The 13,752-nt window shown below is 70.8% G+C and carries 14 protein-coding genes; 4 read left to right on the plus strand and 10 right to left on the minus strand.

Going from position 1 to position 13,752, the window contains the following annotated elements:
* Positions 1–112: 112 nt before the first annotated feature.
* Positions 113–1,708 (plus strand): GMC oxidoreductase, encoded by a 1,596-nt coding sequence (locus O1R50_RS11785; RefSeq protein WP_270110223.1) that lies wholly within the window; start codon positions 113–115, stop codon positions 1,706–1,708.
* Here the strand turns inward: O1R50_RS11785 and O1R50_RS11790 are convergent.
* The 3 genes from O1R50_RS11790 to O1R50_RS11800 are packed head-to-tail and all read right to left on the minus strand — an operon-like array spanning position 1,705 to position 3,121.
* Entirely contained in the window at positions 1,705–2,490 is a 786-nt protein-coding gene (locus O1R50_RS11790; RefSeq protein WP_270110224.1) for a TlyA family RNA methyltransferase, read from the minus strand. The genes O1R50_RS11785 and O1R50_RS11790 overlap by 4 nt on opposite strands.
* Before the next feature lie 32 nt (positions 2,491–2,522).
* A complete protein-coding gene (locus O1R50_RS11795) occupies positions 2,523–2,723 on the minus strand; it encodes a hypothetical protein (protein WP_270110226.1) in 201 nt (66 codons plus the stop codon).
* The gene (locus tag O1R50_RS11800) at positions 2,720–3,121 is read right to left on the minus strand and encodes a phasin family protein (RefSeq protein ID WP_270110228.1); all 402 of its coding nucleotides are present in this window, start codon (positions 3,119–3,121) and stop codon (positions 2,720–2,722) included. The genes O1R50_RS11795 and O1R50_RS11800 overlap by 4 nt, the downstream gene beginning before the upstream one ends.
* A 202-nt stretch (positions 3,122–3,323) precedes the next feature.
* Here O1R50_RS11800 and O1R50_RS11805 point away from each other — a divergent pair, with 202 nt between their 5' ends.
* Positions 3,324–3,662 carry an SCP2 sterol-binding domain-containing protein gene (locus O1R50_RS11805; protein WP_270110229.1) on the plus strand — a complete coding sequence of 113 codons (339 nt, stop codon included), beginning with the start codon at positions 3,324–3,326 and terminating at the stop codon, positions 3,660–3,662.
* A gap of 243 nt (positions 3,663–3,905) precedes the next feature.
* Entirely contained in the window at positions 3,906–4,256 is a 351-nt protein-coding gene (locus O1R50_RS11810) for an SCP2 sterol-binding domain-containing protein (RefSeq protein ID WP_270110230.1), read from the plus strand.
* 96 nt (positions 4,257–4,352) lie between these two features.
* Here O1R50_RS11810 and O1R50_RS11815 read toward each other — a convergent pair whose 3' ends face one another.
* Together O1R50_RS11815 and O1R50_RS11820 are read right to left on the minus strand one after the other, a co-directional pair.
* On the minus strand, positions 4,353–5,387 hold the full coding sequence (locus O1R50_RS11815) for an HAD-IIA family hydrolase (RefSeq protein WP_270110231.1): 1,035 nt from the start codon (positions 5,385–5,387) through the stop codon (positions 4,353–4,355).
* Entirely contained in the window at positions 5,362–6,414 is a 1,053-nt protein-coding gene (locus O1R50_RS11820; RefSeq protein WP_270110232.1) for a hypothetical protein, read from the minus strand. Before O1R50_RS11820 ends, O1R50_RS11815 begins: the two co-directional genes overlap by 26 nt.
* Positions 6,415–6,429: 15 nt before the next feature.
* Between O1R50_RS11820 and O1R50_RS11825 the strand changes: the two genes are divergently transcribed.
* Positions 6,430–7,650 (plus strand): hypothetical protein, encoded by a 1,221-nt coding sequence (locus O1R50_RS11825; protein ID WP_270110233.1) that lies wholly within the window; start codon positions 6,430–6,432, stop codon positions 7,648–7,650.
* On the opposite strand, the gene tyrS is transcribed toward O1R50_RS11825, so the two are convergent.
* The 5 genes from tyrS to O1R50_RS11850 form a co-directional block, all read right to left on the minus strand.
* Positions 7,643–8,899: a tyrosine--tRNA ligase gene (gene tyrS, locus O1R50_RS11830; RefSeq protein WP_270110235.1), complete on the minus strand. Its 1,257-nt coding sequence runs from the start codon at positions 8,897–8,899 to the stop codon at positions 7,643–7,645. The genes O1R50_RS11825 and tyrS overlap by 8 nt on opposite strands.
* A gap of 65 nt (positions 8,900–8,964) precedes the next feature.
* Entirely contained in the window at positions 8,965–10,812 is a 1,848-nt protein-coding gene (locus O1R50_RS11835) for an RNB domain-containing ribonuclease (protein WP_270110236.1), read from the minus strand.
* Between the two features lie 146 nt (positions 10,813–10,958).
* Entirely contained in the window at positions 10,959–11,678 is a 720-nt protein-coding gene (locus O1R50_RS11840) for a cupin domain-containing protein (protein WP_270110238.1), read from the minus strand.
* Between the two features lie 2 nt (positions 11,679–11,680).
* Positions 11,681–12,592, minus strand: coding sequence for a DUF6807 domain-containing protein (locus O1R50_RS11845; RefSeq protein WP_270110239.1), 912 nt, complete (start codon positions 12,590–12,592; stop codon positions 11,681–11,683).
* A 31-nt stretch (positions 12,593–12,623) separates the two neighbouring features.
* Complete coding sequence (locus O1R50_RS11850) at positions 12,624–13,721, minus strand: Gfo/Idh/MocA family protein (RefSeq protein WP_270110241.1); 1,098 nt, start codon at positions 13,719–13,721, stop codon at positions 12,624–12,626.
* Positions 13,722–13,752 lie beyond the last annotated feature (31 nt).

The following is a 13,752-nucleotide window of genomic DNA, read 5'->3' on the forward strand; positions in this document are numbered from 1 at the left end:
AAAGCACTGCATCCGACTTCCCTTGGGAGACAAGCCGCTCTGAGCCCTGGTTAGGTGTGATCCCTTGCGGCACAATGTGTCCCCAACACCACCAGATACCAAGGGAGACCCCGTGGCGACACGCAGACAACTCTTCGGCTACTCGGCGCTCACCGCCGCCGCGGCGGCCGGGCTCACCACCGTCGGACCCCGGGCCGCCGCCGCGAACGGCGCCCACGTCCCCGCCATCGTCATCGGCTCCGGCTACGGCGCGGCCGTCTCGGCCCTGCGCCTCGGCGAAGCCGGGATCGAGACCACCGTCCTCGAGATGGGCCGCCTCTGGAACGAACCGGGCGGGGACGGCAAGGTCTTCTGCACCATGACCAGTCCCGACGAGCGCAGCATGTGGTTCAAGCGCCGCACCGAAGCGCCCCTGTCCACGCTCCTGTGGCTCGACGTCGTCAACCGGGACATCGACCCCTACCCGGGCGTCCTCGACCGCGTCAACTACGCGGACATGTCCGTCTACGTCGGACGCGGCGTCGGCGGCGGCTCACTCGTCAACGGCGGCATGGCGGTGGTCCCCCGCCGCGACTACTTCGAAGAGGTCCTCCCCGGCGTCGACGCGAACGCGATGTACGACCGCTACTTCCCGCTCGCGCAGACCGAACTCCAGGTCAACACCATCGACACCGAGTTCTACAAGTCCACCGAGTACTACCGCTTCAGCCGCGTGGCCGCCGCCCAGGCCGAGGCCGCCGGGATCAAGACCGTCTTCGTGCCCGACGTCTACGACTTCGACTACATGGAGCGCGAAGCCGCCGGGACCGCTGAGAAGTCCGCCCTCGGCGGCGAGGTCATCTACGGCAACAACCACGGCAAGATGAGCCTCGACAAGACCTACCTCGCGTCCGCGCTCGCCACCGGCAAGGTCACCATCGCCGCCCGCCACCAGGTGCGGTCCATCGAGCTCGACGCCGACGGGAACTACGCCCTCACGGTCGAGCACCGGGGCGACGCGGACGAGCTCATCGAGACCAAGCGCCTCACGTGCCGCCACCTGTTCCTCGGCGCGGGCAGCCTCGGCACCACCGAGCTGCTCCTGCGCGCCCGCGACACCGGCGCGCTCCCCGACCTCGACGAGGCCGTCGGCTCCGGCTGGGGCCCCAACGGGAACGTCATGACCGCCCGCGCCAACCACCTCTGGAACCCCACCGGGCTCAAGCAGTCCACGATCCCCGTGATGGGCATCGACGACTGGGACAACCCTGAAGCGCGGGTCTTCGCCGAGCTCGCGCCGCTCCCGGCGGGCATCGAGACCTGGATCAGCCTCTACCTCGCGATCACCGACAACCCCGAGCGCGGCCGCTTCACGTACGACGCCGCCGCCGACAAGGCCGTGCTCGACTGGAGCCTCGAGCAGGCGCAGCCGGGCGTCGCCGCCGCGAAGTCGATGTTCGACCGCATCAACGAGCGGCACGGCACCTCGTACCGCTACGACCTGTTCGGCGACGACCGGGCCTTCGCGGACGACTTCTGCTACCACCCGCTCGGCGGCTGCGTCCTCGGCAAGGCCACCGACGGATACGGGCGCCTCAACGGGTATGAGCGGCTGTACGCCACCGACTCCTCGCTCATCCCCGGCTCGATCGGCGTGAATCCGCTCGTGACGATCACGGCGCTGGCAGAGCGGAACCTGGAGGCGATCATCGCCGCCGACTTCGCTTAGGGAACGCCGCAGGCCGCGTCGACTCCGGCTCGGTCGATCAGTTCGCCTTCGGTGACCATGCGGCAGAAGAACTCCACGTTCCCCTTGGGGCCGGGCAGCGGGCTCGCGGCCACCGCGGTGGTGGTCCAGCCGAGCTGTCCGGCCTTCTCGATCACGCCCCACACGGCGTCGGCGCGCTGGGCCGGGTCGCCCACGACCCCGCCGGCGCCCACCTGGCCCTTGCCGACCTCGAACTGCGGCTTGACCATCGGCAGCATCATGCCCTCGGGTTTCGTGCACGCGGCCAGCGCGGGGAGGACGAGTTCGAGGGAGATGAAGGACAGATCCCCCACCGTCAGGTCAACCCGGCCCCCGAGCTGCTCGGGGGTGAGGTGGCGGACGTTGGTGCGGTCGTGGACGACGACGCGGTCGTCGGTCTGGAGCTTCCAGGCGAGCTGGCCGTAGCCGACGTCGACGGCGAGCACCTGGGCGGCGCCGCGGCGCAGGAGGACGTCGGTGAAGCCGCCGGTGGAGGCGCCGGCGTCGAGGACGCGCAGGCCCTTCGGGTCGACGTCGAAGGCGTCGAGGGCGCCGATGAGTTTGTGGGCGCCGCGGGAGACGTAGTCGTCCGCGTCGCCGACGAGGCGGATGGAGTCGTCGCCGGTGACGCTCGTGGCGGGTTTGGTGGCGGGGATGCCGCGCAGGTGGATGCGGCCGGCCGCGATGAGTTCGCGGGCGTGCTCGCGGGAGCGGGCGATCTTGCGGCGCACGAGTTCGGCGTCGAGTCGGTAGCGCGTCGGCATGGCGCGGGATCGGTGCTTTCTAAGGCTGGACGCTAGGCGTCGTCGACGTTGCTGAGGATCTCGGAGAGGCGCTGCTGGACGCCTTCGAAGACCTGGACGTGCTCGGTGACGGGCAGGTCCGGCAGGGCTTCGAGGCGGCCGAGGGCCTCCTCGACCTCCATCTCGACGTCGTCGGTGTCGGCTGCGGGCTTCAGCCGGCTGGCCAGGGCCCCCGGGCTGGGCGTGTCGGTCATGCGTCCTCTTCCTCGCCGTCGATCGGCTCCATGGTCGCGGCGGAGTCGGACGGGGGCGTCTCGGCGGGAGCCCGCTTCTCCGCGGCGTTCATGCGGGCCTCGGCTTCGGCGAGGCGGATGCGGAGATCGCGGACCTGCTCTTCGGAGTGCTCGAGGCGCAGGTTGAGGTCGTCGAGGTCGGCCTGGGTGGCGACGCCGAGGCGGGTGAGGCTGGCGTCGAACTCGGCTCGGATGAGTCGGCCGAGGTCGGTGGCGGTGCGGCTGCCTTGCTCGCGTACCTGCTCGGTGCCGGTGCGGAGGTCCTCGCGGACCTTGCCGGCGAGATTGCGGGCGCGGCGCGCGGGTTCGCCGGCCATGCCGAGGAATGCGTCGAAGTAGGTGCGGGCGGAGTCCGTCATGGTGGTCCCACTCCCTTCAGGGTCTGCCGAGTCCGCGGGTTGGCGTCCCCGCCTCGGTGAGGCTCGCGAGCCGTAGTCTGGCTCTGGCGTCAACGGTACTGCCAAGCTACCGGTGCCCGGCCTCGCCCGCGAGGTCGTACTGGCCGGTAACATTCTGACGGGGCGCACTGCCGCGCCCGCGCCGATCGAAACAGGAGGGCCCATGGCCACCATCGACGAATGCCGGACCGCACTCGAGCAGTTCTCGGAGAACCTCGCCTCGAACCCGAAGACGGTCCGCAAGCTCCAGGGCTTCCAGCGCTCGCTCGCCGCCGACATCACCGACCTCTCGGTGTCGTTCAACGGCAAGTTCGACCAGGGCAAGCTGACCGGCATCACCGACGGCGACAACCCCGACGCGGAGATCCGCATGATCGTCTCCTCGGACAACCTGCTCAAGCTCGTCGCCGGGGAGCTCGACTTCATGAAGGCCTTCACCGGAGGCCAGGTCAAGTTGAAGGCCAACATGATGGACCTCATGAAGCTCCGCGGCGTGCTGTAGACGGCCCTGCTCGCGCCGTCGGTTCGCATTGGGCGGCTTGGACAGCGCGAGGTGCGTAGGGTGCGCGGGCGCGGGCCGTGAGGCCCGTCCCGCGCCCGGCCGCGGCGACGCCTGCGAGCCGTGAATCTGCATGAGCGTCCCAAGGGTCAAATGCGTCCCGGTCGGACGCAACGGCATTCGGGCCACGTTGTAATCTCTCGGCAGTCGAGCGCTTCGAGCTCAAGAACTATCCGGGAGGACCGTATGGCCACTGTTGACGAATGCCGCAATGTGCTGGAGAAGATGGCGGGCAAGGTCGCCAGGAAGTCCGACGAGCTCGAGCTCGAAGAAGACTTCGAGCGCACGCTGGCCGTTGAGATCACCGACCTGAACCAGGCCTTCAGCGCCAAGCTCTCCGGCAACAAGCTGACCGACCTGCTCGACGGCGACGCCGCCGACGCCGAGGTCCGCATCCTCATCGGCTCTGACGACCTGATCGCCCTGTCCAAGAAGGAGCTCAAGCCCGCCAAGGCGCTCCTGACCGGCAAGATCAAGATCAAGGCCTCCGTGAAGGACCTCGCCAAGCTGCGCAAGGCCCTCAAGGTCGACAAGTAGCCGAACCATGCCCTGAGGCGTTGCGCCCCACCGGTGCAGCGCCGTAAAGAAAACGAAGCCCGGACTGCGGCAGTCCGGGCTTCTCGCTTGCCTTCGTCAGGCCGACAGGAGCTTTTCTGCGGCCTCGCCCACCGGGATCGGCGCCGATGTCGGCTCGTAGCCGGTCATATCGGCTGCGGCCCAGCTCAACTCGCAGAGGGCCCGCCACGCGTCCAGTTCGGCGCCCTGGCCGCTGAGACGGATCTCCTTGCCGTCCAAGGCCGCCGTCCACCCGCCGCACTCGATGCGGTCGACAGCGTCGTTCCAGTCGGGTTCGGGGTGCGACTCGGTCAGGGCGGCAAGGCTCCAGCCGAGGTATGTCGGCCGCTGCTCGGGTGGCAGCGCGAGCGCCTCGCGCGGCGAGACGACACCGGTGAAGACCAGCAGCGAGTCGATGCCCGCCCGGTTGGCGCCCTCGATGTCCGAGTCCGGCCGGTCGCCGACCATCACCGCGCGGGCACCGGGCTTGCGCGCCAACGCCGAGCGGTAGATCCCCGGCTCCGGCTTCCCTGCGACGATATCCGGGCCGCGGCCCAGCGCCGTGCTGATCGCCCCGGCCAGCGCGCCCGTACCGGGCAGCGGACCGTCCGGCGTGGGCAGGGTGGCGTCGAGGTTCGTCGCCACCCACAGGGCCCCGTTGCGGGCCGCGATGGTCAGGTCGGCGAGGTCCCGCCACGTCAAGGACGGGATCATGCCGTAGCCGATGCCTTGGGCCGCTTTCGGATCCGTCGTCGCCACCAGGCCCTGGGACTCGACGGCGACGCGCAGCGCCTCCGAACCGGTCACGAGGATCCGGGCGCCCTCGCCGAGCCGCTCGCGCAGGATCTCGGCCACCACCTGCGCCGAGGTGAGCACCTGGGTGTCCTCGGCCGGGATGTCCATGCCGCGCAAGGCCTCCGCGACCGTCTGGGGGCTGCGTGAGGCGTTGTTGGTGACGAACACCGGGTCGCAGTCGAGCCCCGGAAGGGCCGCGAGGGTCGCGGCCGCTTCCGGGATCGGCTGACTGAGCAGGTAGACGACGCCGTCGAGGTCGAGCAGCGCTTGGTCGTAAGCGCCGGCGAGAGCCTCAGGCGCGCCTTTCAGTCGAGTCATCGGACTCCTCAGCGTCGGGGGTCGACTCGGCGTTGGAAGCCGCCGGAGTCGCGAACGGAGTGGTCGAAGGCGGCGCGGGGGTCGTCCCGGTCCTCACGTCGTCCTTGACGTCGGCCTCGGACTCCTCGTCGTCTTCGAAGTCTTCTTCTTCGTCGTCGAAGTCCTCGTCGTCTTCGTCGTCGTAGTCGTCCTCGGCTTCCACGTCGCGGTCGTCGTAGTCGGCCCGCACGTCGCGGTCGTCGTCCGAGTCCTCGTCGTCGTCTTCGAGGCCGTCTTCGTCGTCCTCGTAGTCGTCCTCGTCTTCGAACTCGTCGTCCTCGTCGTACTCCTCGACGACGATGCCCTCGAGCTCGAGCAGGCGCTCGGCGGCGCCGGTCTCGCCGGTCTCGTCGGCGGCGACCGCCTTCGAGAGCCATTCGCGGGCTTCGTCTTCGCGGCCGTCGGCCAGCAGGCCCTCGGCGTACGCGAAGCGGAGGCGGGCGACCCAGGGCTCGGTCTTCGGCGAGTTGAGCCCGCCGACCTTCAGCATCGCGGTCGCGGCCTCGCCCATGCCCATGTCGCGGCGGGCGCCGGAGGCGACGATGAGGAGCTCGACCCGCACCTCGGGGTCGACGCTCTCGTCGCTGCCGAACTCGCGGTACAGGTCGATCGCGCGCTCGGGGTGCCCAAGGGCGCGTTCGCAGTCCGCGATGAGCGCCACGTGGTCGTGCGTGCCGCCCAGGCGCTGCGCGGCGCGCAGCTCGTTGACGGCCAGCTGCCACTCTTCGGCGCCGTACGCGGCCACACCGGTGACCTCGCGGACCACGGCCACGCGGGACGCCTTGCGGCGGGCGTAGCGGGCCTGCTCGAGCGCGCCTTCGACGTCGTCCTCGGCGAGGAGCGCGGCGGCGGCGATGAGCCGGTTGCCGACGGCCTCGGCGAGCTGCTTGTTCAAGCTGCGCAGCCCGGCCTTGGTCTCCTTGTCGAGCTGGTCGAAGCCGTACTCGATGCCCTCGGGAAGGTCCGGGGCCTCGTCGGACTCGCCCATGCGGATCGGGCCTTCGTGCCCGGCCTCGCGCTCCTCGAGCGGACGCAGGGCGTCCTTGCCGCGGCGCTCCTTGCCGTCGCGGCCGAAGCGGTCGTCGCCCCGGTCGCTGCGGCGGGGGCGGTCGTCGCGGTCGAAGCGGCGCGGGCCGCCTCGGTCGTCACGGCGGGGACCCCGGTCGCCGCGGTCGAAGCTGCGCGGGCGGTCGTCGCCGTCGCGGCGGGGGCGCTCGTCGCGGCCGCCTTCGCGCTTCTCGAACTGGCGCGGACGGTCGTCGTCACGACGGGGACGGTCCTCGCGGCTCTCGAACTGGCGGGGCCGGTCGTCGTCGCGGCGCGGGCCGCGGTCGTCGCGCTTGTCGAAGCTGCGCGGACGGTCGTCGCCGTCCCGGCGCGGCCGGTCGTCCCGGCTGCCCTCGAAGCGACGAGGACCGCGGTCATCGCGGTTGAAGCCGCCACTGCGGTTGTCGCCGTCGCGGCGGGGGCGGTCGTCGCGGTTGCCCTCGAAACGGCGCGGGCCGCCACGGTCGTCGTCGCGGCGGGGGCGGTCGTCGTCGCGGCGGGGGCGGTCGTCGTAGCGGCGCGGGCCCCGGTCATCGCGGCTGAACCCGCCACCGCGGTTGTCGCGGTTGCCCTCGAAACGGCGCGGACCGCCACGGTCATCGCGGCTGTAACCGCCGCGGCTGTCGCCATCGCGGCGGGGACGGTCGTCGCGGTTGAACCCGCCGCTGCGCGGACGGTCCTCACGGTTGTAGCCACCACCGCGGTTGTCGCGGTTGAAGCCGCCACCGCGGCTGTCACCGTCGCGACGGGGCCGGTCGTCCCGGCTGCCCTCGAAACGGCGCGGACCGCCACGGTCATCACGGTTGTAACCGCCACTGCGGCCGTCCCGGTTGAAACCACCGCCGCGGCTGTCGCCATCGCGGCGGGGACGGTCATCGCGGTTGTAGCCACCGCGGTTGTCGCCGTCGCGACGGGGCCGGTCGTCCCGGTCCTCGTAGCGCCGCGGGCGGTCATCGCGGCCTTCACTGCGGCCGTAGCCGCCCCGGCTGTCCCCTCGGCCGTCCTGGCGGTTGTACCCGCCGCTCCGGCCCGAACGGTCGCCGTAGCCGCCGCCCTCGCGACGGCCGTAGCCGCCTCGTCGGTCATCTCCACCCTTGCGGGCGCGGCCGTCTTCAGCCACTCGATTCTCCCCCTCTATTCACCGCGACAAAACCAACCAAGTGTATGCCTCAGCTGACGACCTCGAATCCGGCGACGGTCTTCTTGCCGCGCCGGATCACTCCGTACCGCCCGTGAAGCAGGACAGACTGGTCGATAACGGCCGCAGGATCACTCACTCGGACGTTGTTGAGGTAGGCGCCACCCTCTTTCGCGGCACGGCGGGCCTCGCCCAGGCTCGCGACCACGCCGGACTCTTTCATGGCCTCGGCCACGGTGACGTCCGGCTTGGTGAACTCGGCAAGGCCGGCCTCCACGAGCGCGGCGCGCAGCGTCGGCTCGGGCAGCTCGGCGAGCTCGCCGCGGCCGAAGAGGGCCTGCGAGGCGGCCACGACGTGCGCCGTCTCCTCGGCGCCGTGCAGCAGCGTGGTCATCTCCTCCGCGAGCGCCTTCTGCGCGAGGCGCGCGGCGGGCTTCTCGACGGTGGCCCGCTCGAGCTCCTCGATCTCCTCGTGGGACTTGAACGAGAAGTACTTGAGGTAGCCCACGACGTCGGCGTCGGCGGCGTTCACCCAGAACTGGTAGAACGCGTACGGGCTGGTCAGCTCGGGGTCGAGCCAGACCGCGCCGCCTTCGGTCTTGCCGAACTTCGTGCCGTCGGCCTTGAGGACCAGCGGGGTCACGAAGGCGTGCACGTGCTCGGCCGCCTTGCGGCGCACGAAGTCCACCCCGGCGGTGATGTTGCCCCACTGGTCCGACCCTCCGAACTGGAGGGTGCAGCCGTGGCGGCGGTGCAGCTCGTAGAAGTCGTTCGACTGCAGGAGCTGGTAGGAGAACTCGGTGAAGGAGATGCCGGATTCGAGCCGGGCCTTCACGACCTCGCGGGCGAGCATCTTCGAGACCGGGAAGTGCTTGCCCACATCGCGCAGGAACTCCACGACGCCCATCTCGCTGGTCCAGTCGAGGTTGTTGACCGGGATCGCGCCGTTGTCGCCGTCGTACGTGACGAACGGCGAGAGCTGCGCCCGGATCTTCTCGACCCAGCCGGCCACCACCTCGGGCGGGTTGATGCTGCGCTCGCCCGCCTCCTTCGGGTCGCCGATCTGGCCCGTCGCACCGCCCACGAGCAGCAGCGGCTTCAAGCCCGCCTGCTGGAGGCGGCGGGCGGTGACGACCTGCATGAGGTGGCCGACGTGCAGGCTGACCGCGGTCGGGTCGAAGCCCACATAGAAGGTCACCGGGCCCGCGTCGATGTGCTCGCGGAGAGCGTCGATACCGGTGGAGTCCTGGATGAGGCCGCGCCATGCGAAGTCGTCGAGAATATGCACGTTCCCATTGTGCCCTAGCGGCCGAAACGCTTTTCGCGCTCCGAGGCCGCGCGTGACCCGCGCCGTCAGGCGTCCGCGTGCCGCCCGGTCTCGCCGAGCGCGAGGGCTACCTCGATCTGGACGCGCAGCTCAAGAGCCGCATTGGTCTTCGCGACCTGCTTGGTCGGGCCCTTCCCCTCGGCGGCGACGTGCTCGCCCGAGGCCGGCATCCAGCCCTCCGCCCGGCACGTGAAGATCCGCTCGTGCGAGGGACCGTCGACCGAGAAATCCCAGGTGAGCGGTTTGACCGCCCCCCTGGCGGCGTAGATCTGGACCGCTTCGGCGGGGTTGACCGCGGCGTCCACGAGGAGCTTCTTCGGGCCCTCCGTGCGCGGCTTCGCGGTCACGTCCGAGGAGGGGTCCGGCAGGCCCGCCAGCGCCGCGACGAGCGCCAGAGCGGCCTGATTGCGGGCCTCCTTCTTGTTGCGCTGCAGTCGTTTCGGCGAGTCGACCTGTTCGCCGTTGCAGCGGATCGAGACCTGGGCGGAGAAGAGCGGGCCCTCGAAGCCGGGGGCGTCCTCGACGGTCCAGAGCACGTTGGTCTCGTTGCTGACCGGGCCGCCGAGTCGGTCCTGGAGGTAGACGTTGACGATCGACTGGGCCTGCTGGGGCTCGTCGGCGAGCATCCGGTTCATGCGCTCGCGCAGCGGTTCGAACTCGCCGCGGCCGTAGAGGTAGACGGAGGCGAACTCGCGGAGCTGGAGTTCGCGGGCGTCGAGGCGGCGGGCGGTGTCGGCGGCGAGCCCGGCGGGGTTCTCGCCGCGTTCGACGGCGAACTGGAGGACGCGGGCGTACTGCTTGTAGGGCAGGGCGGCGAAGTCGGCGGTCTCGGCGTGCCGGGCGGTCTGCTCGTGGGCCTTCTGCTTGAAGTACTCGGCCTTGGCGCGGCGCTCCTCCTCGACGCGCTCGTTGACGTGGGCGGCGACCGCTTCGAGTTCCTCGATCGGGTAAGGGCTCGGGTGGCCGAGGGCGGCGGCGAGCAGGATGCGCTGGACGACGAGGTCGGGGTAGCGGCGGATCGGGCTCGTCGCGTGCGTGTAGGCGGGCAGCTGGAGGCCGTGGTGGCCGTGCACGGTGGGGCCGTAGGTGGCGGCGCGGGCGACCATGCGCATGCGGGTGCGGAGCATCTCGAAGGCGGCGCCGTCGCCGGTGGCGGCGATCGAGTCGAGCTCGGCGCGCAGTTCGGCGGGGTCGCCCGCGACGGCGGCGAGGCGGTGGTTGCGGAAGAGGATCGGCAGGTCCTCGCGCACGGCCCACGCGGCGATCTGCGCGTTGGCGGCGATCATGAACTCCTGCACGATGATGTAGCCGGAGTTGCGCTCGGCGCTGTCGAGTCGCACGAGTTGGCCCTCTTCGTTGGTAGCGAAGCCGGAGAGGAGGTCGTAGAAGGCGAGGGCGCCCGCGTTGCGGCGGGCGGCGAGCATGGTCTGGGCGAAGCGCAGGGCGAGCGCGAGGGTGGTGTGGAGGGGGTGGCCGGGGTCGTTCGCGGCGTCGGCGGCCTCGCCGTGGGTCATGACCCAGGACTTGGTGAGGCGGCCGGGGCCGAGGTCGGCGGAGCGGACCTGCCCGGCGTGGTCGAGTCGTAGGTGGACGGCGAAGGTGTCGTTCTCGCGGCCGGGTTCGAGGGAGGCGGCTTCGACCACGGGCGCGGGGAGCATGTGCTCGGTGTGCTCGGGCCGGTAGCGGGTGTGGACGCGGTGGTGGGCCTCGGCGTCGGCGCGGCCGCCCGTGGTGACGTGGTCGGCGACGCGGGCGATGTGGATCCAGACGTCGAAGCCGTCGCCGTCGGGTTCGATCCAGATGGCGTCGTCGCGATCGGCCGTGGTCGCGGCGTCGATCATGATCCCGGTTTCGGCTGGGTGGTGGTCGGCCAACTGCGCTCCTTCGAAGTCCGGCAACAATCGTAACCGCAGACACACGATGAGGTATGGACGGCGCGGGCGGTCGCGGCGATCCTGATCGCCGACCGGAACGGGCCGGAGGTTCGTCCAGGAACGTCCGGCCCGTTGTCGCGCTTCGGTCAGGGGCGCAGGTCCCAGGTCTCCAGGCGTCCGCACATGCCCCATTTGGCGGCCGCGTCCCCGGCGTCGCCGACGTGGGCGTCGCACAGGTGGGCCGCTTCGGCTTTCGCGAGGGCGTCCAGGTGGGCGCCGGTGGCGTCGGCCTGGGCCTTCGGGCCGTCGGCCCAGAGTCCTCGCCAGGTCCCGGTGCGGGACGCGACGATCTGGGCCGCCCGGTCCCACAAGGGCCGCATGGCCGTCGGGCCTTCGGTCTCGACGCGTTCGCGCAGGGCGAGGTAGCCGTCGATCGCGAGGTCCCGTCGGGCCCTGGTGGCTTCGCCGCGTTCGCCCTCGCTCAGGCCCGGAGCGGCGGGCGCGGTCGCGGCGGCGAGGTAGGCCTCCGGGTCGGCAAGGGTCGCTTCGGGAAAGGTGAACACGGCGTCCCCGGCCTCGGGGATGCCCGCGTTCTGCATGACCACCACGACCTGGAGGTCGCCCGAGCCGTTGACGAGGCGGTGGACCGTCCCGGGGGTGAACCACAGGACGGTCCCGCGCGCGAGGTCGCGGCGCTCGTAGCCGTTCCCCGAGAGGGTCTCGACCGCTCCGGTGCCGCTGACGACGACATAGCCCTCGGTGGAGGCGGTGTGCAGGTGCGGGCTGCCGCCCGCTTGGCCGTCCACTGTGGGCCAGTTGTAGACGGTGACGAGGGAGACGGCCGTGCCGCCGGGGAAGCCGCTCATGGCTACCCCAGCCGGGCCAGTTCGGCGGCGGCGAGCTCGGCGGTCTTGGCGGCGCCGTCGATCCCGGTGTCGCCGTTGCAGACCGCGACGGCGTGGCGCAGGGTCACGGTGTCGCCGGGCGCCATCGGCAGCTCGGTGTCGAAGAACGGCGCGGGGCAGACCGCGGCGAACGGGGTGGTGCGCACGAACCACTTGACGGGCGCGGTCGGGTTCTCCGGGTGGTCGGTGAAGACCAGGGTGGAGACGGCGTCGACGGAGTCGTGCTTGCCGCGGAAGGCGAGCCAGTCGCCGCGCTCGCCCATCTTCTCGTCGCCGCCTTCGCCCGCGGCGGTGTAGACCGTGCCCTCGGTGAAGGAGCGCGGTCCGCGCCAGAAGAAGCCGCCGTAGCCGGCGTTCTCGCGGCCCTCGGTGGTGGGGCTGCCCATGACGACCGTGTCCTGCGTGTCGTTGGTGAACGCGGTCGTGAAGGAGAGCACCCAGGTGTCGTCCGAGAGGACCGTGACGGCGAAGCTGCGCGTCTCGGAGAAGAAGTGGCGCCCGTCCTGGGTGACCCAGTCGAGTCGTTCGACCGCCTTGACGCCGTTCTCGTCCGTGGTGAGCTCGGTGAACTCCTGGTGGACCATGGAGCCGTCGTTCTTCTCGTCCACGTAGCCCTTGCCGCGGCGGAAGGTCGCGCCGCCCCAGAAGTTCTCCGGGCCCGCGTTCGGGATCGAGAGCGCGATGCCCTTGTGCCACACGTGGTCGTGCGGACGGTAGAGGCTCACCTGGTTGCCGGCCAGGTCGTAGAGCGGCTCGAAGTACGGCCGCGGAGACTCGAACTGGGCGTTCTGCGGACGATAGACGTAGCGCAGGATCTGCAAGTCGCCCCTGGTGATCGAGAGGGCGGTGCCGTCGTCTTCGAGGTTCAGCGTCATCGGTGTTCTCTCCAGTCGTTCCGGTAGGTCGTCACTTGCGGTCGGGCCAGGGTGCGCCGGTGCCGTCCATGCGCTGGTAGAACGGCGAGGTCGGGTCGATCTCGCCGGCGCGGACGCGCTTGCCGGTGAAGGCCGAGGCGTAGATCGCCGCGAGCAGTTCCAAGGTGCGGCGGGAGTCCTCGATGGTGACCGGCGGGGCGGTCTTGCCGTCGAGGGCGTCGGCGACGCGCAGGAACTGGGCGTAGTGGCCCGAGGACTTGCCGCGCGGCTCGCCCGCCCAGGCGAGGTTCACTTCCTCGGCGGCGGCGTCGATCGGGTGGATGCTCCAGTTGTCGTCGCCGTAGCCGTAGAGGTGGTCGAGCTCGACGGTGGCGTTGTCGAAGTCGAGCCGGATCTGCGAGACCTCGCGCGGGCTGAGCAACGAATTCGTGATGACCACGGACGCACCGGATTCGAGCGTGACGATCGCGTGCGAGACGTCCTCGGTGTTGGTGATGCGGCGGTGGCGGTGCGCGGTGGCGACCACTTCGGACCAGGGACCGACCATGGAGAGGAGCGTATCGATCTGGTGGATGCCGTGGCCCATGGTGGGGCCGCCGCCCTCGGTCTCCCAGCGCCCGCGCCATTCGACCGCGAAGTACTCCTCGGGGCGGTACCAGAGGGTGTCGCATTTGGCGACGGCGAGGCGGCCGAGGACGCCTGAGGCCATCATGTCGCGCACGCGGTCGGCGCCGGAGCCGAAGCGGTGCTGGGAGATGAGCGCGAAGTCGCCCTTCGAGGCGGACGCGGCGGCCGCGATCCGGTCGAACTCGGCCAGGCTGAGGGCCGGGGGCTTCTCGCAGATGACGCCGACCCCGGCTTCTAGGGCGGCGATGGCGCCGGGCGCGTGGGCCACGGGCGGTGTGCACAGGTCGACCAGGTCGAGGGCCTCCGCGGCGAGGAGCGCTTCGATCGAGGCGTAGCCGTGCTCGACGCCGAACTTCTCCTTGAACGCGTCGAGCCGGTCGGTGTCGGGATCGACGGCCGCGACCAGTTCGATCCGGCCCTGGCAGTGATCGCGCAGCTGTTCGGCGTGCAGGTGGGCGATGCCGCCGGTGCCGACCACGGCGAGGCGGTAGGGGGAGGACACAGTGGACTCCTTCGTCACAGGGTCTGTAAAC

Origin of the sequence: Glycomyces luteolus, from assembly GCF_027622875.1 — a bacterium.
Taxonomy (GTDB): Bacteria; Actinomycetota; Actinomycetes; order Mycobacteriales; family Micromonosporaceae; genus Glycomyces; species Glycomyces luteolus.